Origin of the sequence: Variovorax dokdonensis (assembly GCF_030316895.1) — a bacterium.
Lineage (GTDB): Bacteria > Pseudomonadota > Gammaproteobacteria > Burkholderiales > Burkholderiaceae_C > Variovorax > Variovorax dokdonensis.
On the sequence record NZ_JASZYV010000006.1, the window covers coordinates 22,747 to 42,806 of the forward strand.

The following is a 20,060-nucleotide window of genomic DNA, read 5'->3' on the forward strand; positions in this document are numbered from 1 at the left end:
CAATCCTCAGCCGGCCAGCAGTTCCGCCGAGATGCGCCGCGACGCATCCAGGAGCAGTTCGCCCGCACGCCGCTCGAGCGCCTCGGCCTGTGCCGCGGGAGTGCTCAGGGCACAGATCAACACAAGCAACTCGTCACCCGGCCGTCGGCGCAAAGGCGTGGCGATGGCGGTGGTGTCCGGTCGCACGATGGCGCGGCGGTACACGTAGCCATGGTGCGCCAGCTGTCGTAATCCTTCCTCGTAGTCGGCTCGCACAGCGTCGAGCGACTCTGGCGCGCTGTGAGCCAGCTCACGCAAGGCGCGCTCGCGTTCGCCTGTGCTCGCGCCCACCAGCCAGCCCAGCCCGGTGGCAGTGCCGACCAAGTCGATGGTCACGCCGGTGGCGGGCTGTCGCCGAAGAACGTCGCGTTTGGTGAAAGTCTCCAGCGACACCATGCGCAAGCGGTCGCGCACGGCAACCGAGACTGTGCCCTCAATCTCCAGTGCCAGGTGCCGCATGTGGGGCATCGCCACGCGGCGAAACGCCAGCCGCGCCAACACGGGATAGCCAAGGCACAGCACGCCGTTGCCCACTTCGAAGCGCGCGCTGTCAGGCCTGCGCCGCAAGTAGCCAAGCTCGACCAGGGTGTGGGTCAAACGCGAAACCGTTGGGCGCGGCAGGCCAGTCATCTCCGCGATGTCACGGTTGCCCAGGTCCGGCGCATTTGCACTGAAGCATTGCAGCACACGCAGGCCGCGCTCCAACGTGTTGGCAAACTGCGGATCGGAGCGCGGTTTGGGGGCAGGGCGGACGTCGGGCATGCGGCTAGTTGACTTGCGAGGAGGATCGCTCGAAATCCAACCGGCTTCCTTGCCAGCGCACGCTTCGGAGCCCATGGGGAAGTCGATGGACGACAGGGATCTGTCAGATGGAGAGAACCTGATCTTGTGAGTTTCAATAGTCTAGCGAGCAAACTACACAATGACTTGCGACGGCGCAGCAAAGTGAGAAGCTGCCATGCGGGACGTAAGTCGAGCTTGACGCAGCCCATGCGGCTATGCGCATTCAGCAACCCAGTCTTGCCGTTGGACCGACCTGCCCAGGCGCCGTGATGCCTATCATGGCTCCATGCCTCGCATTCCGCTTTTCCCCAATGACACGATGGACGCCGCCCAGCAGGCGGTCCTGGCGAAGATCCTCTCCGGCCCGCGTGGTCGGATCCAGGGCCCGTTGCGCGCGGCGCTGCACAACCCCGACCTTTCGGACAAGTGGCAGGCACTTGGTGCGCTGCTTCGATATGGCACCTCGCTGTCGCCTCGGCATTCTGAAATTGCGATCCTGGTAACGGGTCGTGCTTGCAATTCGCCGTTCGAGTGGTACGCGCACCGCATCGAAGGGGAAAAGGCCGGCATTGAAGCGCCTGTGCTGGAAGCGCTGCTGGCTCAGGCAGAACCACCCGGCCTGTCGGAAGACGACGCCATCGTCTGGCGCTACGCGGTCGAACTCAATCGCGACAACTCGGTCTCCGGTCCGACCTATGCGGCAGCGCTGGAACGCTTTGGCGCCCGCACGGTGGTGGAGCTGACCGCACTGATCGGCTACTACACCATGGTCGCCATGACACTCAATTGCCACGAGATTCCGCTGCCGGATGGCGTGTCACCGGCATTCCCTCTACCGCAGCACGAGGCGCCGAAGTGAACGAATCCAACCACGGCGGCTGGGACTGCCACGCGCACCTGTTCGGACCCTACGAGCGATTCCCGTTGGCACCGGATCGCAGCTACACGCCACCCGAGGCACTGGAGCCGCAATACCTGGCCCTGCTGCGTCGCCTGGGACTGGCGCATGGCGTGCTGGTGCATCCGAGCGCCTATGGGGACGATCATTCGTTGCTGTTGCATGCGCTGTCGGCCCAGCCGGCTCTGCGCGGCGTCGTCGTGGTCCGACCGGGCAGCACGCTGCCGCTGGCCGGCCTGCGTGATCGCGGCGTGCGCGGCGCGCGCTTCAGCCACCGCAGTGGGGCGGGCGCGAACTTTGCCGGGAGTGCCTCATTCGCCGACCTGCGCGCGCTTGCGCCTGCGCTCGCCGACGCCGGCTTGCATGCGGAGCTTTGGACGGATTGCCGCGCGCTCACGGACATTGCGGACGACATTCGACAACTGCCAGTGCCCGTGGTCATCGACCACATGGGTGGCTTCGATGCAAAGGGCGGCGTCGACGATCCTGGTTTTCAGTCGCTCTTGCGGTTGCTGGAGAGTGGGCAGGTCTGGGTCAAGCTGTGCGCCTATCGCAACCTGTTGGTCGAACCTGATTGGGAAGCGGGACGCATCTTCCAGCAGAAGCTGGTGGCCGCCAACCCCCAGCGGCTCATCTGGGGCAGCGATTGGCCCCACCTGCGCGTGACGCCCGTGCCAGACCCGGTGCGGTTGCTCGACATGTTCATGGAATGGGCGGACAGCGAAGAGGTCGTGCGCCAGGTGCTGTCCGTGAATCCGGAGCAACTCTATCGCTGACGAAGCCCTGCCGCTTCAGCCGTCGGTCGGTGCCGTGGCCTGAAACGAGGGGCGCTTCGTGATCTCCGAATTCCAGTTGGCAAGTCGAGGGGCGAGCGTTCGCCACTCCAGCGTGTCGAAGCGGTAGTCGACATAGCCGAGCGCGCAAGCGACGGTGATGGGGCCGATGGAGAAGGGCGCCCGCATCAGTGCCTCGGCCTCTGCGTCCAGGACTTGCAGCGCGGCGCGCACTTTGAGGTCGAATGCGTCCAGGAGGGGCTGAAGCGGGACGGATCGCTCGCGCTCATTGCGCCACAGGATCAATGCGTCCAGGAGACCGTCGCCCAACGCGTGCCAGCGCAGCGCCTGCCAGCGGTCCTCGCCTGTGCGCGGGAAGAGCGTGCCGCCAGCCAGGTCGTCGAGATACTCGCAGATCACTGCCGAATCGAAGAGCGCTGAACCATCTTCCAGCACCAGCGTGGGAATCTTGGACAGCGGATTCACGGCCATGATCGCCGGATTGGGCTTGAGCATGGCAGCCACCGATCGCACCAGACTCAGCCTGTCGATCAACTTCAGTTCATGCGCGCAGACCATCACCTTGCGCACATAGGGTGACTTGGGCGACCAGTGCAGGGTCAGCTTGGACGCCATCAGATCACCTCTTGAGCGCGCAGCTCGATGATGTCCGCAGGCGCATAGCCCAACTCGGACAGGATGTCGTCGCTGTGCTGGCCCAGAAGCGGCGGTGCAGACCGAATGGGCAGGGCATCACCGTCGAGTCGGATCGGACTGGCCACCAGCGGCACTTCAACGCCTGCAGGATGGGGTACGTGGCGAAGCATTTCGCGTGCTTGAACCTGCGGCTCCTTGAAAACGTCGGCAACGCTATTGATCGGTCCGCACGGTACGCCGGCGACATCCAGAGCATCGATGAGCTTGTCGCGCTCCCACTCACCGAACGCGTCTTTCAGCAGCGCGGACAGCTCGCCGATATTGCGAACGCGCTGCGCGTTGGTGGCGAAGCGCTCGTCGACGATCCACTCCGGATGGCCGAACACCTGGCACAGCTTGGCGAACTGCCCATCGTTGCCGACGACCAGAATCACCTCTCCATCGGCACAGGCATACACGTCCTGCGGTTGGATGTTGGGGTGGGCATTGCCGTTGCGGCGCGGCACCTTGCCCGACACGAGGTGGTTCATCGCCTGGTTGGCCAGGGTCGCCACTTGCACGTCCAGCATGGCGATGTCGATGTTGCCGCCCACGCCGGTTTCGTTTCGGCGCGCCAGAGCGGCAAGCACCGACACGGCCGCATACATGCCGGTCATGATGTCGACGATAGGAACGCCGACCTTCTGCGGGCCGCCTCCGGGCTTGCCGTCCTTTTCGCCGGTCACGCTCATCAGGCCGCCCATGGCCTGGATCAAGAAGTCGTAGGCGGGCTGATCGCGGCGGGGGCCCGTCTGGCCGAAGCCCGTGACCGAGCAGTAAATCAGGCGGGGGTTGATCTTGCGAAGCGAGGCCTCGTCCAGGCCGTAGCGCGCCAATGTGCCGGCCTTGTAGTTCTCCAGCACGATGTCTGCGCGCTTCGCCAGTTCCCTCACGATCGCCTGGCCTTCAGGCTTGTCGATGCTGATCGTGATGGATCGCTTGCCGCGGTTGACCGCCAGGTAGTAGCCGGCTTCCCTGGTGTCGTGGCCCTCGCTGTCTTTCAGGAAGGGCGGGCCCCAGCTGCGGGTGTCGTCACCGGCACCGGGTCGCTCGACCTTGATCACTTCTGCACCGAGGTCGGCAAGGATCTGGCCGGCCCAGGGCGCGGCGAGGATGCGGCTGAGGTCCAGGACCTTGACGTGGGACAGCGGACCGGCGGTATTCATGGCGGATATCTCCTTGTGCCCATGAATTTTCGGAGGCCAGAACCGGCGCGACTAGCGCGCCCACGTCAACCCTGTGATGCCGCATGGCGCATAGCACGTGGCATCCGCATGCGAGCGTGCTAGCGGTGCTTGGCGAGCTCCAGCTTGGCAATGGCGTTGCGATGCACTTCGTCAGGACCATCGACCAGGCGGACCGTGCGCTGGTGCGCATAGGCTTCGGCCAGCCAGAAGTCCTGACTCACGCCGCCGCCGCCGTGGGCCTGAATGGCCCAGTCCACCACCTTGCACGACATGTTGGGGGCCACGACCTTGATCATGGCGATCTCGGCGCGAGCGACCTTGTTGCCGACCGTATCCATCTTCCAGGCAGCGTTCAGCGTCAGCAGACGCGCCTGGTCGATCATGCAGCGCGACTCGGCGATGCGCTCATGCCAGACCGACTGTTCGGCAAGGGGCTTGCCGAAGGCGATGCGCTTTTGCAGCCGATCGCACATCAACTCCAGCGCGCGTTCGGCAGCGCCGATCGACCGCATGCAGTGGTGGATGCGGCCTGGTCCCAGGCGGCCCTGTGCGATTTCGAATCCGCGGCCTTCGCCCAGCAGGATGTTGTCGACCGGGACTCGCACGTTTTCCAGTGCGACCTCCATGTGTCCGTGCGGTGCATCGTCATAGCCAAACACCGACAGGTGCCGCACGACCGTGACCCCGGGGGTATCGCGAGGCACCAGAACCATGGACTGCTGCGCGTGCCGCGGGGCGTCCGGGTCGGTCTTTCCCATCACGATGAAGATCTGGCAGCGCGGGCTGCCGGCGCCGGAAGAGAACCACTTGCGGCCGTTGATCACGTAGTGATCGCCATCGCGTCGGATCGAGCACTGGATGTTGGTGGCGTCTGACGATGCGACGGCAGGCTCGGTCATCAGGAAGGCCGATCGGATCTCTCCGGCGAGCAGGGGATGGAGCCACTGCTTCTTCTGCGCGTCAGTGGCATAGCGTTCCAGCGTCTCCATGTTGCCGGTATCGGGCGCGGAGCAGTTGAAAACCTCTCCCGACCACGAGACGCGACCCATGACCTCGCACAGCGGCGCGTAGTCGAGATTCGAGATGCCGCCCTGGCCCTCGTACGGGTGCGGAAGGAACATGTTCCACAGTCCGGCGGCACGCGCCTTGGGCTTGAGCTCCTCGATCAGCGGCACCACTTGCCAGGGGTTGCCCGCGCGCCGGAATGCATCCGTCTCGCGGTGGTAGCGCTCTTCGTTGGGGTAGATGTGCTCATCGAAGAATGCGCGCAGGCGTTGCAGCAACTCGGCGGACTTCGGCGATGGTTCGGCGAACATGGAATCTCCTTTGGATGACGGTCCGATTGAATCGGCACTGGAGCATCTTGTCGGTCACTCCAGCGACAGTTCATCGGCCCGTGAAGACCGGCTGACGCTTCTCGGCAAAGGCGCGCTGTGCTTCCTTGGCGTCTTCGGTCTTGGCGATCTGCGCCGTCATGTCCTGCTCGTAGCGGTAGCCGTCCCGCAGGCTCATGTCCTCGATGGTATTGAGGGTGTGCTTGAACATGCGGGTGGCGATCGGGCTCTTGGAGGCGATGTTTCGGGCGATGGACAATGCCTTGGGCATCAGTTCCTCCGGCGGGACGCAGGCCTCGACGATGCCCAGGCGGTACATCTCGGCGCCGTCGACACGCGTTCCGGTCAGGGCCATGAAGCGCAGTCGCGAGTGGCTGAACAGGCGCATGGCATGACGGCCGCCTCCGAGCAGGCCGACATCCACTTCCGGCATGCCCAGGGTGGCTTTTTCCGATGCGACCAGAATGTCGCTGGAGGCTGCCATGGCCAAGCCAGAGCCCAACGCAGCGCCATTGATGGCGACCACCACCGGCTTGGCGCACTCGCGGATCGCGTGGAAGCATTCGCGGGTACGGCGCGAATGGGCAGGAAGGTCGCCCGGTCCCTTGATGACGTCCTTGCGGCCCTTGAGGTCCGCGCCGGCGCAGAACACCTTGCCGGCGCCCGTCAGCACCACCGCCCGCACTTCGTCCATTTCGCTGATGCGGTCAAGCGCAAGGATGAGTTCGTCGTTGAGGGTGCGGGTCAGCGCGTTGACCGGCGGCGCGTTCATCGTGAGGGTGGCAACGAAATCCTCGATGCGGACTTCGAGTTGGGTCAAGTCGTTCATGGTTTCTATCCTTTTCCTGTCCAGTTCATTCGATGCGGGCACCGGAGACCTCGATCACCTTCTTCCATTTCATCGCCTCGCTGCGGACCAGCGCGGCCATCTCTTCTGGCGTTCCACCCTGGGGAATGACGCCGCCGGCTGCAAGCTGGTCCTTGAGTTCCTGCGTCTGCAGGACCGCGTTGATCTCGCGGTTCAGCCGCTCGATCGCGGCCTGCGGCGTATTGCGTGGCACGGAGATGTAGTTCACCGGGGCAGCCTCGAAGCCCTTCAACTCGTCGGCGATCGGTGGCACGTCCGGCAAGAGCGGCGAGCGCTTTGCAGTGGCGACACCGAGCGCGCGCAAGGCGCCACTGTCGATGTGCGGCTTGTACACCGCGATGCTGTCGATCGCCATCTGCACTTGTCCCGATAGCAGATCGGTCAGCGCCGGGCCGGTCCCGCGATAGGGGATGTGGACGATCGAGACACCGGCCGATTGCTTGAAGAGCTCGCCGGCGAGGTGGCTGCTGGCGCCTTGGCCCGCGCTGGCGAAGTTGACTTTGCCCGGGTTCGCCCTCGCGTAGTCGATGAATTCCTTGAGCGTGCGCACCGGCAGGTCCTTGTTGACGACCAGCACGTTGGGAACGATCGCCACTTCGGTCACCGCCACCAGATCGCGCGTTGGGTCATAGGGCAGCTTTGCCATCAGATAGGGGTTGGCCATCTGAGGCCCAGGGGTGGTGTACAGCAAGGTATAGCCATCGGCTGGCGCCTTGGCGACGATGTCCGCGCCAAGGGTGGCACCACCGCCCGGCTTGTTGTCGACCACCACGGGTTGCCCGAGTCGCTTGGAAAGCGGCGCAGCAATCGCGCGGGCGACAAAGTCTGCCCCGCCGCCGGGCGCAAAAGGCACGACCAGCCGCAACGGCCTGCTGGGGTAGTCCTGCGCTGCGGCGCCGAAAGCAACGGTGGCGAGCAGCAGGGCCATGGCTTTGCAAAGGCTTGTCTTCATCGGATTCCTTGGTTCTTGTAGGTGACACCACAGCCGGGTCCTGGGGGCAGTCGCAACTGCCCATCCTGCATGGGCAGTGGGGTGAAAGGGTCGTCCTGCAGGTGCAGGTGTTCCGACAGCTCGCAGGCATAGGGCAGGCGGCGGATGACGCTGGCCGCCTGCAAGGCCATGGCCTGCAACAGAGCAGGGCCGAAGGCTGCGCCCACGCGGCAACCGACTTCGCCAGCCTCGCAGATGCGCACGGCCTGCAGGAAGCGCCGGATGCCGCCCAGGTTGGTGACTTTCAGATTGATCACATCCACAGCCCGTTCGGAGACCAAGCGAAAGACGTCGCGCACGCTCTGCGCGCTTTCGTCTGCCTCGATCGCGACCGGTAGGGTCCGCGTGAGAAGCGCAAGCCCGGCGAAGTCGGCGGCTGGCACGGGTTGCTCGATCAGGGCGATGTCATACCGCTCCATGCGACGGAAGGCGGCAATCAGTTGCTTGGCGTTGTACGACTGATTCGGGTCTAACGTCAGCGCCACGCCGTCCCCGACGGCAGAGCGCACTGCTGCGATGCGCTGCACGTCGGCATCGCCATCGCCCGAGAGCTTCAGCTTCAATTGCGTATAGCCTTCGGCTGCCAGACGGCCTGCAATCGCGCCCATTTCTTCCGGCGCCTTGATGGACAGGATGCGCGACAGACGAACCGAGTCGCGCAGCTTGCCACCGAGCAGCACATGCACAGGCACACCGAGGCGACGCGCGAGCAGGTCATGCAGTGCCATGTCGATCGCAGCTTTCGCGGTCGGCTGGTAGGCCAGCACTGCGTCGATCTCTTCCATCGTGCCTGCGAGATCGTCCACGGCGCGGCCGACGAGGCGCGGCGCCAGAAAGCCAAGTCCAGCCCGGGCGCCAGCGCCATCGGTGGAGATGGCAGGGATGGCATGGCAGTAGCCGAGCCCCTGGTGCCCGTCGTCATCAGCCAGGCGCAGCACCCAGCCTTCCAAGTGCGGGACCTGGGCGCGTGCAAACTTCCACTGCGGGTCAGCGAGCGCCTGGGTGCAGGGCTCGATCGTGGCGGCGGCAATTTTCATGGTGCCGGTCACTGCATCGTGATCTTGGCCTTGACGATGATGCTCTTCCATTTGTCCGATTCCGCCTGCATCAGTTGCTGGTAGGCGGCGCCGGTTGAAGTCACGGGCAGGGCGCCCTGCTGGAGAAACTGCTGCTTGGTCTCAGGCGCTTCGACGGCGGCGACGAAGGCTTCTCGGACCTTGGTGGCGATGGGTGCAGGAATGCCCTTGGGCGCGACAATGCCGTAGGTGGTTTCCATCAGGACTCCGGGCAGACCCTTTTCCGCGGTTGTGGGCACATCGGGCAATTGCGGGACTCGGGCCGTCGCAGCGACGGCCAGGGCCTTGAGCGAACCGCTGTTGATGTGCGCAAGCACCGGCAGCATGTCGACCATGGCAACGTCGACTTCGCCGCCGAGCAGTCCGGTAATCGCCGGAGCTGCACCCTTGTACGTAACGTGCAGCATGCTGACCCCGGCCTGATCGTCGAAGATCTCCATGCCGATGTGCGGCGTGGTGCCGGGCCCTGCAGAGCTGTAGCTCAGCTTGCCGGGCTCGGCCTTCGCCTTCTTCACGAGCGCCTCCAGCGAATCGATGCCCGACTTCTTGTTGACCACCACCACACTGGGAATCTTGGCGACCAGGGTCAGGTACTGCAGGTCGCCCAGCGCGTAGGGGGCTTTCATGAGATTGGGCATGCCGGCCAGTGGCCCGGGGGCAACCAGGGCGAGGGTGTAGCCGTCGGCGGGCGCCTTCGCGGTGGCATCCACGCCGATGGTGCCGCCGGCGCCGGCCCGGTTGTCGACGACGACGGGTTGACCCAGGGCAGCGCCCACTTTCGTGGCCAGCAACCGTGCGATGGCGTCGGTCGGTCCTCCCGCCGCGTACGGCACGATCAGCTTGATCGGCCGGGCGGGCCACTCCTGTGCCTGCACGGCGTTGGTCGAGAAAAGACCGCCGGCAAGCGTGAGCGTGAGTGCGAGGGCAGTGGAGTAGAAGCGGCGGCTGTGGGCCATGATTTTTGTCTCCTGGAGTTGGATGGAGGCAGTCTAGAAGCCGGTCCTCTTGCGAGCCATGCACCGATCGCGCAAGGCTGCTATGCATCCGGCCCTGATGGATCCGGCAAACCAGTCATGTCCGCGCCGGCATGAAAGGCGAGCGCAGCGCGACTAGAGTTACCGCAAACAGGAGACGCACCGAATGAGCGATTGGCGACCGCCGCCGCCGCAGGCGCCCGCGACCGAAGGCCTGATCGATGTCGGCGCATGCCGGCTTTGGTATTGGGACACCGGAGGGGAAGGGGAGGCCGTCGTCTTCCTGCATGCGGGCAGCCAGAGCGGCGCCGGCTGGGCTTACCAGCAGCCGGTGTTTGTCGAGGCCGGCTTCCGGGTCATCGGCTATTCCCGACGTGGCTGCTGGCGCTCGGAGGCGGGCGATCGCAACGAGCCCGGAGTTGCTGCCGAAGATCTGCGTTGCCTGCTGGACCACTGCGGCGTTGCGCGGGCCCATCTGGTGGCGGTTGCGCTGGGTGCCTTTTACGCCCTGGACTTTGCCCTCTTGCATCCGAAACGCCTGCGAACATTGACGGTGGCATCGTCCTACCTGGGCATCGACAGTTCCGAGACGGCGTACGCGCAGGCAAATGCCCGGCTGCGCCCGCCAGAATTCGAAGCCTTGCCTGTGGAATTCAAGGAACTCCACCCGTCGTATCGCGCCGGCAAGCCGGACGGCGTGCAAGCCTGGCTGGCGCTGGCGCGCGAGGCTCGTTCAGGGCCGCCAGTCGTCGCGCGGCGACCTTTTCCGATGACATGGGAGCGCGTCGAGAGCATCGAGCATCCGACACTGCTCATGACGGGAGACGGTGACCTCTACGCGCCGCCGGCCTTGCTGCGCATGCAGGCGAAGCACCTGGCGCATGCGGAAGTGGCCATCGTCCCGGAGGCGGGACATTGCCCGAATTGGGAGCAGCCCGATGCTTTCAACCGCATCGTGCTGGACTTCCTTCGCCGCCAGTCAGGCCGAGGCTGAACACATGAAGGCAACGTCCAGTCCGATAATCACCGCTCATGCACAAGCCTCGCGCCACCGACTTCGAACTGAACATCGCATCTGATCTTCAGAAGTGGCGCTCTTTCATTGCCATTGGCGAACTCGGAAGCCTGACGCGCGCTGCGCTTTTCCTGGACAGCAATCAGTCCTTCCTGAGCCGGCAGGTCAACGCACTGGAGCGCGAATGCGGGACCCGGTTGTTCAACCGCACGGGCCGCGGCGTGGAGTTGTCAGAAGCGGGCCAGCGCCTGTTTCCACAGGTCAAGGAGTTGCTCGAACGCGCACAGGCGCTGGAACACGATATCCGGGCCGATCTGCGCGAACCCGTCGGTACGGTCACGCTGGGCAGCCTTCCGTCCATCGGAACAATCCTCACCGGGCGGCTCTACGCAGCCGCGCGCGCTCTCTTGCCTGGCGTGAGTCTGAAAGTGCTGGAAGGCTCGAGCGGGCAGGTGGAGGAATGGCTCACCGACGCGCGTGTCGACATCGCCATTCTCTATCGCTACTCCGCGACGCTGCCGGATGGCGAGGAGGCCCTTGCCACGGTCGACAGCTACCTGATCGGCAGGCGCGACGACCGGCTCACAGCGAGTGGCCAAGTGCCCTTCGCGAGCCTCGACGGGCTGCCTTTCATCCTGCCGAGCGCGCCCAACGGGCTGCGCACAGCACTCGATGCCGGCGCGCGCCAAGCTCGCATCACCCTGGCGCCGGTGATTGAAGCGGATTCGCTGCCGCTGCAAAAACAACTGACGGCGCAAGAGGGCTTGTACACGGTGCTGCCGCTGCACGCCGTGTGGCAGGAGGTGCAGGAGGGCAAGCTGCAGGCGGCACGCATCGTCGAGCCTCCATTTCAGCGCACGGTCGCATTGGCCTTTTCGCGGGCCAAGGGGCCGTCCCGCGCCGTGACGGCGGTGACGGGGCACATCGTGCGCATCGTCGGCGAAATGGCTGCGCAGGGCATGTGGCGGTCCTGATGCCAAGGCGCCGTCATCCTGCATGAACTGCCAGGACGGCAACGCCATCGGCATCCACTGCGACGAAGTTTCCAGGCCGGATGGCAACGCCGCCGATTGAGATCCTCGGTTTTTGCGGCATTTGGGCCGAAGGTCGAAACGACCGTCAAAGCTGGCGTCGGCAAAGGGCAGTTCCTCCACATCGGCGACCTGGAACCCCACGCAAGGCCTTCCGCCTTCGACCTCGCCGCACCGCGCTCGAGCAAGGATCCGACGTAGTCCGTCGATGCCGGCGCTCCATAAACCTGATGCCTGCGTGCCGTGCCTTCCGCGCAATCCCCCTTACCGCAACGCCCCAGGAGGAGTAAAAGCACGATCCTGCGGCCTGCATCAAGGCTGCGGGGAGACAAAGCCATGAACCAGGGCGAGCGCAGGCTCCAGCACCAGGCAAGGCTGGAGCACATCAATCGCATGCAGCGGGTCACCGGCACCGGCGACTTCGCGCGCGTCGACCATGAAGCCACCACGATTGCGCGAGCTCGCATGCTCGATGAAGAGCTGTGCGCCCACGACGCGACCGAACGTGGCCTTGCGGCCTTCGAGCGGCTGCTACAACTGGCGGAACACCCCGAACGCCCGCACGCGCGCGACGCCGCAGAACTGTTGGCGGCCGTATGGCGCGATGAGCCGCTGTCGCTGCGCAGCCTGCGCGGGTTGGAGTTGAGTCTGGGTGACGACATGCTGGCGGTGCTCGACGCTTTCCGTCACGCCCGCCTGTCGCTTGCCGATCAAGTCGAAGGCGGTGGCGCGCGGGTGTCGCAGGCGCTGCGAATCTGGCAGGTGCGCCAGAGCGAGGGCGTGCCTCCGGGCACGCCCATGCATCAGCAGGCGTCGTCGGCCAGTCGCACAACCAACTGACGGCCGTTCGCACGCTGGCGAAAGTGGGCTTCGGGGTAAAGCGCTGACCCCGCAGGCCAGGCGCGAGGCCGTTGGCAGAATGGTTCAGGAACTGTCCATCAGCGAGCGCCGCGCCTGTCGGTATGCGGGGTTGTCCAGAACCAGCTACCGGGAGCCGCCCAGCATGAACGAGTCCACGGCCAGCCAAAGCACGCCCATCGTCAAGTTGATGAGCGGGACATACTGCGCCCCCTGAACAATTCACCCACGATGACGACGAAAACCCAGAACTTCCAGCCCGTGCTCGACGAGATCAACGACGAGATCCGCCCATTGCTCGGCGTCGGCGGCGAGGTCGCCAGCTACATCCCGGCGCGGGCGCGCGTGCCCGCCGCCCAGTTCGGGATTGCGCTTCGCACCTGCAGCGGCCACGAGGCCTGCGCCGGTGACGCGGCAGTGCCATTTTCGATCCAGAGCGTGTCCAAGCTGTTCACGCTCACGCTCGCCATGCAGCACCTGGGCGAACGGCTGTGGGAGCGCATCGGCCGCGAGCCGTCAGGCAACCCTTTCAATTCGTTGGTGCAACTCGAAAACGAACAGGGGAAGCCACGCAACCCCTTCATCAATGCCGGCGCGATCGCGGTGGCCGACCGGCTGCTGAGCGTGGGCGATGCCAAGGCCATGGTGCTGGCGCTGATGTCGAGCCTTGCGAACGAGGCTGTCGCTTTCGACGACGAGGTTGCCGCATCGGAGGCCGCGACCGGCTATCGAAATTACGCGTTGGCGAACTTCATGAAGAGCTTCGGCAAGATCGACAACGACGTGTCGTCCGTGCTGGATATGTACTTTCACCAGTGCGCGATCCGCATGAACTGCGTGCAACTGGCGCGCGCCGCCGCCTTCCTGTGCCGCGACGGCGCGCATCCTTTCGACGGCCGCCCGGCAGTGACCACCGAGCGTCAGACGCGCCGCATCAATGCGCTGATGCTGACCTGCGGCACCTACGACGCGGCCGGCGACGTCGCCTTTTCGATCGGCCTACCGTGCAAGAGCGGCGTGGGCGGCGGCATTGTCGCCGTGGTGCCAGATCACCTCACGCTCGCCGTGTGGTCGCCCGCGCTCGATGCCACCGGCAACTCGCTGCTGGGGATGAAGGCGCTGGAGTTGTTCGTGGCGAAGACGGGCTTGTCGGTGTTCTGAGGGCAGGGCGTGGCCTCGAACCGAAGCCAACGGAGCGAGAATGCGGAATGGCTACTGCAAGGTCCTTCGAGACCACCGATTACAAGCTCTTTCCCTCGCCACGTAACGTGCACCGAGTGGTGTTCGAGCACCAGGTCTTTGTGCCGCAACCTTATGCGCTTATCGATCTGCCGAGCTATGACCTGACCGGACGCTACAGCCTCTTTGCCGCGTGCCGGCTCTCCGATGGGAAGATGGGCCAACTCGTGACGATGGAGCAGGCGGACGACGTCGCCAAGTTCAAGGCCAAGTTCGTTCCGGACTAGGCTTTTGTACTTCGGATCGAGTTCGAACTTGGACTGGCGTCCTGTCGACGCGAGCCTCGCTCTTAACCGCCTTCATTTAACATAATACACATTGTATTAATCAGAGACCCAGCCACCAGGCCAACGTGCCGCGCCTACTTGCCAGCTGCAGCCGGCTTCCTGGCCTTGGCCGCGTCGGTCAACAAGCCCGCCGCATCCTTGCGATTGCCCTTGTTGGCAAAGTCCAGCGCCGTCATGCCTTGCTGGTTCTTCATGTTCAGGTCGGCGCCTTCGTCGATGAGGAGCTTCACGGCCTCGGGCGAGCCGTACATCGCGGCCATCATCAAGGGCGTTGTGCCGTTGGGCGACTGAGCGTCGATGAAGGCCGACTTCTCAAGCAACACCTTCATGATCTCGATCTGGCCGCCTGTGGCCGCATAGTGCAGCGGCGCCCAGCCGGTCTTGTTGATGTCGGCGTCGCGTGCGATCAGCTTGTCGACGGCCGCCTTGTTGCCCTTGAGCGCAGCCATCATCAGTGGACTTTCGTCGCTGCTGTTGCGCGCCTCGACGTTCACCTTCGGCGACGCGATGAGCACGTCGACGACCTTGGGCGATTGCTCGCGAATCGCCAGGATCAGGCCGGTCTGGCCTCGTTCATCCTTCACGTTCGGATCGAACCCCTTGTCGATCAAGCGCTGCACACCGCCTGAGTTGTCGACGCCCACTGCTCGGAAGAAATCGACCTTGTCGTCGGCATGACCGATGGAACAAAACGCTGCAATAACAACAGCAATCGCTGCATTCTTGAAGTTATTTCTCATGATTTGGTGACTCCCTTGAACAGGTTTTCGAAATTCTGACTTGTCGTATATCCGATATCTTCGGCCTTCATATGTCGGATTTCAGCAATCTGCTGAGCCACGTAAGGCACGAAAGCCGGTGTGTTGGTCTTGCCGCGAAACGGCACTGGCGCCAGATACGGGCTGTCGGTTTCGATCAGCATGCGGTCGAGCGGCACGAAGGCCGCAACCTCGCGCAGGTCTGCAGCCTTCTTGAAGGTCAAGATGCCCGAAAAGGAAATGTAGAAGCCGAGGTCGAGCGCTGCGCGGGCCACTTCGGCGGTCTCGGTGAAGCAATGGAACACCCCGCCGGCCGCCCTGCCCGTGCCGTCCTCGCCCTCTTCCTTCAGGATCGCCAAGGTGTCGACCGAGGCAGCGCGAGTGTGAATCACCAGCGGCATCTTCACCTGCTGCGCGGCGCGGATATGGGTGCGAAAGCGGTCGCGCTGCCACTCCATATCAGCCACGGTGCGGCCACCCTTGCGCTCTTCCATCTGGTAGTAGTCAAGGCCGGTTTCGCCGATGGCGACGACCTTGGGCCGCGAAGCCAGTTCAACCAGACGCTCCACCGACGGTTCCTCGATGTCCTCGTTGTCCGGATGCACGCCGGCGCTGGCCCAGAAGTTGTCGTATTGCGTGGCAAGAGCGTGTACGCCGTCGAATTCCTCCAGCGTGGTGCAGATGCACAGGGCGCGATCGACATGCGCCGCCGCCATGGCGTCGCGGATCTGCGGGATCTGCCCGGCGAAGTCGGGAAAGTTGAGATGACAGTGGGAGTCGGTGAACATCGAATGACTGGGGCGCGGGCGCGGTCCAAAGGCGATGCGGGCCTTCCCGTTCAGTTCAGGAAGGCCCGCGTATGGGAATGGCTCAAGAATGCCAGAGATTGGATCCACGCAGGCTGGGCAGGTCTTGCCGGGCCGATCGACCCTCGGGTATCAGATGGTCTGCGTGGGTCGATCCGAGTTGGCGGCGCCCGCCAGCATTTCTTCGATTTTCGCCTTCAGCTGTCGCGATTTCTCGTCGCTCGGAAAGCGGATGCCCACCCCCGGCGCACGGTTGCCCGCTGCGCGCTCCGGTGTGATCCATGCCACCTTGCCGGCCACCGGGTAGCGCTGCGGATCCTCGGGCAAGGTGAGCAGCACATACACGTCGTCACCCAGGCGGTACTCGCGTGAGGTCGGAATGAAGATGCCGCCTTGTTCGAACAAGGGAATGTATGCGGCGTAGAGCGCACCTTTTTCCTTGATGGCGAGCTGAATGACGCTGGGGCGCGCCGAGGCGGCAGGGGCGGCGGAGTTGGGTGCTGTGCTCATGGGCGCTTGGAATTTCCGCCGGAGTTTAGGTGGACACTGGCTTGGCTCACAAGCGATTCCAGCATCAATCCGGGATTGAACGTGTGTTCTGCACTCTTTGCAGCCTCTGTCAACGAATGTGACCAGTCCGAAAGCACTCGCATTGGTGGTGGGCTTGGAAGGTCCGCTGCGGCGAAGAATCGGGGCTCGGCGCCGACAGCCTGGGCCAGCAGATCGTGGCAGAGCTTCTGAAGCGCCTCGATCGCCTGGGCGGGCGTTCTTTCACCCAAGGCCGCCACTTCGGCGCGACGCACGGCCTTGGGAAGGCGCGTCCACGCCTCGGCGGTGACGCCGCTGCCCGCCAAGGCCAGGGCATCCTGGGGACGACCGCCGGCGGCGCGCAGAAGCACCGAAGCCTCCGACTCGGGAACGCCCTGCAGCTTCAGCCAGGCCACGGCGTGTCCGGTGTCCGGCCAGGGCATGGCGTGCGACATGCACCGGCTGCGTACGGTGGGAAGAAGCTTCCAGGCGGCTTCGCTGGCCAGCACGAAGCGCACGTCGCCCGGCGGCTCCTCCAGGGTCTTGAGCAAGGTGTTCGCGGTGATGCCGTTCATCCGCTCAGCCGGGTACACCAACACCACTTTGCCCCGGCCGCGAGAGCTGGTGCGCTGGGAAAAGACGACCGCCTCGCGCATCGCCTGTACCCGAATCTCCTTGCTCGGCTTGCGCTTCTTGCTGTCCAGCTCGGCCTGAGTCTGCTCATCCATCGGCCAGCCGAGTTCCAACTGCAAGGATTCAGGCATCAGGACGCACAGATCCGGATGCGTGCGCACCCGAATCGAATGGCAGCTTGGGCAATGGCCGCATGCGCCGGTGGGCTTGGGTTGCTCGCACAGCCAGGCCGCCGAAAGCGCCAGGGCCAATTCATACTGGCCGAGGCCGGACGGACCTTCGACCAGCAAGGCATGCCCGCGCAGGCGCAAGAGTTCGGTCAGTGTGCCTTGCAGCCAGTCGGGAAGCGTGTCGGCAATTTCGCTCATCCGAGAAAGCCTCTTTGCGTCAGCGCCTGGTGCACCTGTTCCCAGACTGCTTCGCGACTGCGCTCGGCATCGATGCGTGCGAAGCGTGGCGACTGGGCAGCGCGCCGGGCATAGCCAGCCGACACGCGGCGGAAGAATTCAGCCGACTGCGCCTCGAATTTGTCTGGCGTACGCGCATCGGCGAGGCGGGCAGCTGCCACTTCGGGCGGTAGGTCGAACCACAGTGTCAGATCGGGCTGCAAGAGTGCAGCCGCATGCGAATCCCTGTGCTGCACCCATCGTTCGAGCTGATCGAGCACTTGCAGGTCGAAACCCCTCCCGCCGCCTTGATAGGCAAAGGTGGCGTCGGTGAAGCGGTCGCAGATGACGACGTCGCCACGCGCCAGGGCCGGCTCGATCACCTGGACCACATGATCCCGCCGGGCCGCAAAGACGAGCAGTGACTCGGTCAGCGGATCCATGGCTTCGTGCAAGACCATCTCGCGCAGGCGCTCCGCCAATGGCGTGCCGCCGGGCTCGCGGGTGCGGGTGACCGCCCTGCCCTGGCCCCTGAACAACGCTTCGAGCGCGTCGAGGTGGCTGGACTTGCCAGCGCCGTCGATGCCTTCGAGCGAAAGGAACAGCGCGCTCATCGAATCGTCTGCCCGAATGTTGGCCGGCGCTTGATCACTGCTTGTTTCCTCTCTGATAGCGGTTGACCGCCCGGTTGTGTTCGTCGAGCGTGGTGCTGAACTGGCTGCTGCCATCGCCGCGCGAGACGAAATAGAGCGCCTTGCTCTGCGCCGGCTGCACGGCCGCAAGCAGGGCAGCCTTGCCCGGCATGGAAATCGGCGTGGGCGGGAGGCCTGCTCGGGTGTAGGTGTTGTAGGGCGTGTCGGTCTGAAGGTCCTTCTTGCGCAGGTTGCCATCGAAACTCGGGCCGATGCCATAGATCACCGTCGGGTCTGTCTGCAGCGGCATGCCGATGCGCAGGCGATTGATGAAAACCGCCGCCACTTCGGGACGGTCCTGCGCCCGCCCTGTTTCCTTCTCGACGACGCTGGCCAGGACCAGCGCTTCGTCGGGTGTCTTGAGCGGCAGGTCGGTGGCGCGCGCTTCCCAGGCAGCCTGAAGGTGACGGTCCATGGCGCGCATTGCCCGCTGCAGGAGCGCCAGGTCGGTCGAGCCCTTCGAGTAGGTGTAGGTGTCGGGAAAGAAGCGACCTTCCGGCGCGACGCCGGGCCGCCCCAACCTCTCCATCAGTTGCTCGTCGGTGTCGCCGGCGGTGAGCTGCTGTAGTTGATCGCCCTTGGCCAGCGCCGCTCGCACCTGCCGCCAGTTCCAGCCCTCGACCAGCGCCAGGCTGCGCGTCGCTTCCTTGCCCCGGACCAGGATCTCCAGAAGCATCCGAGGCGTGATGCCCTGCTCCAGTTCGTAGCTGCCGGCGCGGATCTGCCGATCCTTTCGCGACAGGCGGAACCACCAATACAACAAGTCGGGCGAGGTCTGTACGCCTTTGCTGACCACCAGTTCGGCCACGCCGCGGGGCGTGGTACCCGGCTCCACAGGCAGATCGATCGTCGCAGTGGCAAGCTTCAGGGGCTGCTGCAGCCACCATAGGCCCCAGGCGGCAGCGCCGGCCGCGACCAGCACGGCAAGCAGGATGATGGTTCGTAGAAAGCGCAGCACAGGCGGAATGAGCGTATCGCAGGCCGGGTTCGCAAGGCCCCGCAGCCCGAAAGGAATGGCAGCCGGCCATGATAATTCAGCGATGACTCAACAAGCCGCCCTCGACGGGACCTGCGCCCTGTCCCATCTCGGCGTGATCGTGGCCGAAGGCCCTGACGCCGCAGCCTTCCTGCATGGCCAGCTCACGCAGGATATTTCCCTTCTGAACGACACCCAGGCCCGACTGGCGGCGCTATGCACGCCGAAGGGCCGGATGATTGCCAGCTTCATCGGCATCCGTCCGCAGCCGGAGACCATCGTCCTGATGCTTGGCGCCGACATCCTGGCAGCCACGCTCAAGCGCCTTCAGATGTACGTGTTGCGCGCCAAGGTCAAACTGCGCGACGCGAGCACCGAGTTCGCCCTTTTCGGCCTGGCCGGCTCGGCCGTTGTGGCGAATGGCCTCGATGCGGCCGCGCCGGCCTGGGTTCGCAAGGCCGTCGGCACCGCCAGTGTCGTTTCTCTCTATCCGGCGGACGGCGTTCCACGCGCGCTGTGGATCGGCCCGGCCGATGCGCAGCCGCCGAAAGGCAATGCGATGGAACCAGCACTTTGGGCCTGGAGCGAAGTGCGCAGCGGCGTGGCCAGCTTGAGCACGCCTGTGCTCGACGCGTTCGTGCCGCAGATGCTCAACTATGAATCGGTGGGCGGCGTGAATTTCAAGAAGGGCTGCTACCCGGGCCAGGAAGTCGTCGCGCGCAGCCAGTTCCGCGGAACGCTCAAGCGGCGCGCCTATGTGGTCCAGGCGGATGGTCCCCTCGAGGTTGGACAGGAAATCTATTCACCTGCCGACGCCGAACAGCCGGTCGGCACGGTGGTGCAAGCGGCCGCGTCGCCTGACGGCGGTTTCGACGCCATTGCATCGCTGCAGGTTTCAGCGGCCGAGGCCGGAAGTTTGCGCGCTCAGAACGCACAGGGGCAGCCGATTTCTTTGCTGCCTCTGCCCTATGAATTGCTGGCCGATATCTGACTGAACCAAAAAAAAATCCCCGAGGCGCGGATCTCGCGGCTCGGGGATTTGTCCTCCTACTCTTTGTCTTTTTCTTCTTTGTCTTCTTGGTTTACGTTGCTTCTAGTTGGTTTGAATCGTCTTTTTATGTTTTCCCTGGGATGCGTGACAGCGCATGTATGTATTGGACCTTTTTTGCCGCGTCCCGGATGCAAGGTGATTCCGCCGAAGCATCAGAAAATTCCGATCGCCGTGTGCTTCA

At 64.5% G+C, this 20,060-nt stretch carries 22 protein-coding genes; 8 read left to right on the forward strand and 14 right to left on the reverse strand.

Annotated features, from left to right (window positions below):
- Positions 1 to 6 precede the first annotated feature (6 nt).
- Positions 7 to 801, reverse strand: a complete 795-nt coding sequence (locus tag QTH91_RS21620) for an IclR family transcriptional regulator (protein WP_286662226.1) — start codon at positions 799 to 801, stop codon at positions 7 to 9.
- A 340-nt stretch (positions 802 to 1,141) separates the two neighbouring features.
- On the opposite strand from QTH91_RS21620, the gene QTH91_RS21625 reads away from it, so the two are divergent.
- Positions 1,142 to 1,681: a carboxymuconolactone decarboxylase family protein gene (locus QTH91_RS21625; RefSeq protein ID WP_286662227.1), complete on the forward strand. Its 540-nt coding sequence runs from the start codon at positions 1,142 to 1,144 to the stop codon at positions 1,679 to 1,681.
- The gene (locus QTH91_RS21630; protein WP_286662228.1) at positions 1,678 to 2,496 is read left to right on the forward strand and encodes an amidohydrolase family protein; all 819 of its coding nucleotides are present in this window, start codon (positions 1,678 to 1,680) and stop codon (positions 2,494 to 2,496) included. Before QTH91_RS21625 ends, QTH91_RS21630 begins: the two co-directional genes overlap by 4 nt.
- Positions 2,497 to 2,511: 15 nt before the next feature.
- On the opposite strand, the gene QTH91_RS21635 is transcribed toward QTH91_RS21630, so the two are convergent.
- From QTH91_RS21635 to QTH91_RS21665, 7 genes are all read right to left on the reverse strand, one after another.
- Positions 2,512 to 3,129: a glutathione S-transferase family protein gene (locus tag QTH91_RS21635; RefSeq protein WP_286662229.1), complete on the reverse strand. Its 618-nt coding sequence runs from the start codon at positions 3,127 to 3,129 to the stop codon at positions 2,512 to 2,514.
- The gene (locus QTH91_RS21640; RefSeq protein ID WP_286662230.1) at positions 3,129 to 4,355 is read right to left on the reverse strand and encodes a CaiB/BaiF CoA transferase family protein; all 1,227 of its coding nucleotides are present in this window, start codon (positions 4,353 to 4,355) and stop codon (positions 3,129 to 3,131) included. Before QTH91_RS21640 ends, QTH91_RS21635 begins: the two co-directional genes overlap by 1 nt.
- Before the next feature lie 119 nt (positions 4,356 to 4,474).
- A complete protein-coding gene (locus QTH91_RS21645; protein WP_286662231.1) occupies positions 4,475 to 5,692 on the reverse strand; it encodes an acyl-CoA dehydrogenase family protein in 1,218 nt (405 codons plus the stop codon).
- Between the two features lie 70 nt (positions 5,693 to 5,762).
- Positions 5,763 to 6,539 carry an enoyl-CoA hydratase/isomerase family protein gene (locus QTH91_RS21650; protein WP_286662232.1) on the reverse strand — a complete coding sequence of 259 codons (777 nt, stop codon included), beginning with the start codon at positions 6,537 to 6,539 and terminating at the stop codon, positions 5,763 to 5,765.
- Positions 6,540 to 6,564: 25 nt separating this feature from the next.
- Positions 6,565 to 7,530 carry a Bug family tripartite tricarboxylate transporter substrate binding protein gene (locus QTH91_RS21655; protein ID WP_286662233.1) on the reverse strand — a complete coding sequence of 322 codons (966 nt, stop codon included), beginning with the start codon at positions 7,528 to 7,530 and terminating at the stop codon, positions 6,565 to 6,567.
- Positions 7,527 to 8,606, reverse strand: a complete 1,080-nt coding sequence (locus QTH91_RS21660) for a mandelate racemase/muconate lactonizing enzyme family protein (protein ID WP_286662234.1) — start codon at positions 8,604 to 8,606, stop codon at positions 7,527 to 7,529. Before QTH91_RS21660 ends, QTH91_RS21655 begins: the two co-directional genes overlap by 4 nt.
- A gap of 8 nt (positions 8,607 to 8,614) precedes the next feature.
- A complete protein-coding gene (locus QTH91_RS21665) occupies positions 8,615 to 9,601 on the reverse strand; it encodes a Bug family tripartite tricarboxylate transporter substrate binding protein (RefSeq protein WP_286662235.1) in 987 nt (328 codons plus the stop codon).
- Between the two features lie 184 nt (positions 9,602 to 9,785).
- On the opposite strand from QTH91_RS21665, the gene QTH91_RS21670 reads away from it, so the two are divergent.
- The 5 genes from QTH91_RS21670 (at position 9,786) to QTH91_RS21700 (ending at position 13,989) form a co-directional block, all read left to right on the forward strand.
- Positions 9,786 to 10,613, forward strand: a complete 828-nt coding sequence (locus QTH91_RS21670) for an alpha/beta fold hydrolase (RefSeq protein WP_286662236.1) — start codon at positions 9,786 to 9,788, stop codon at positions 10,611 to 10,613.
- Between the two features lie 38 nt (positions 10,614 to 10,651).
- On the forward strand, positions 10,652 to 11,608 hold the full coding sequence (locus QTH91_RS21675) for a LysR family transcriptional regulator (protein ID WP_286662237.1): 957 nt from the start codon (positions 10,652 to 10,654) through the stop codon (positions 11,606 to 11,608).
- A 393-nt stretch (positions 11,609 to 12,001) separates the two neighbouring features.
- Entirely contained in the window at positions 12,002 to 12,505 is a 504-nt protein-coding gene (locus tag QTH91_RS23150; protein ID WP_438273545.1) for a DUF7673 family protein, read from the forward strand.
- A gap of 249 nt (positions 12,506 to 12,754) precedes the next feature.
- Positions 12,755 to 13,684 carry a glutaminase gene (locus QTH91_RS21695; protein ID WP_286662240.1) on the forward strand — a complete coding sequence of 310 codons (930 nt, stop codon included), beginning with the start codon at positions 12,755 to 12,757 and terminating at the stop codon, positions 13,682 to 13,684.
- Positions 13,685 to 13,731: 47 nt separating this feature from the next.
- A complete protein-coding gene (locus QTH91_RS21700; protein ID WP_286662241.1) occupies positions 13,732 to 13,989 on the forward strand; it encodes a hypothetical protein in 258 nt (85 codons plus the stop codon).
- Positions 13,990 to 14,123: 134 nt separating this feature from the next.
- Here QTH91_RS21700 and QTH91_RS21705 read toward each other — a convergent pair whose 3' ends face one another.
- The 6 genes from QTH91_RS21705 to mltG form a co-directional block, all read right to left on the reverse strand.
- Positions 14,124 to 14,789 (reverse strand): ankyrin repeat domain-containing protein, encoded by a 666-nt coding sequence (locus QTH91_RS21705; protein ID WP_286662242.1) that lies wholly within the window; start codon positions 14,787 to 14,789, stop codon positions 14,124 to 14,126.
- Positions 14,786 to 15,595: a TatD family hydrolase gene (locus QTH91_RS21710; RefSeq protein ID WP_286662243.1), complete on the reverse strand. Its 810-nt coding sequence runs from the start codon at positions 15,593 to 15,595 to the stop codon at positions 14,786 to 14,788. Before QTH91_RS21710 ends, QTH91_RS21705 begins: the two co-directional genes overlap by 4 nt.
- Before the next feature lie 150 nt (positions 15,596 to 15,745).
- On the reverse strand, positions 15,746 to 16,123 hold the full coding sequence (locus QTH91_RS21715; RefSeq protein WP_286662244.1) for a PilZ domain-containing protein: 378 nt from the start codon (positions 16,121 to 16,123) through the stop codon (positions 15,746 to 15,748).
- The gene (locus QTH91_RS21720) at positions 16,120 to 17,142 is read right to left on the reverse strand and encodes a DNA polymerase III delta subunit-related protein (protein ID WP_286662245.1); all 1,023 of its coding nucleotides are present in this window, start codon (positions 17,140 to 17,142) and stop codon (positions 16,120 to 16,122) included. The genes QTH91_RS21715 and QTH91_RS21720 overlap by 4 nt, the downstream gene beginning before the upstream one ends.
- On the reverse strand, positions 17,139 to 17,774 hold the full coding sequence (gene tmk, locus QTH91_RS21725) for a dTMP kinase (RefSeq protein WP_286662246.1): 636 nt from the start codon (positions 17,772 to 17,774) through the stop codon (positions 17,139 to 17,141). The genes QTH91_RS21720 and tmk overlap by 4 nt, the downstream gene beginning before the upstream one ends.
- 34 nt (positions 17,775 to 17,808) lie before the next feature.
- Positions 17,809 to 18,810, reverse strand: a complete 1,002-nt coding sequence (gene mltG, locus QTH91_RS21730) for an endolytic transglycosylase MltG (RefSeq protein ID WP_286662247.1) — start codon at positions 18,808 to 18,810, stop codon at positions 17,809 to 17,811.
- 7 nt (positions 18,811 to 18,817) lie between these two features.
- On the opposite strand from mltG, the gene ygfZ reads away from it, so the two are divergent.
- Positions 18,818 to 19,819, forward strand: coding sequence for a CAF17-like 4Fe-4S cluster assembly/insertion protein YgfZ (gene ygfZ, locus QTH91_RS21735; RefSeq protein WP_286662248.1), 1,002 nt, complete (start codon positions 18,818 to 18,820; stop codon positions 19,817 to 19,819).
- The last annotated feature ends 241 nt before the right edge of the window (positions 19,820 to 20,060 follow it).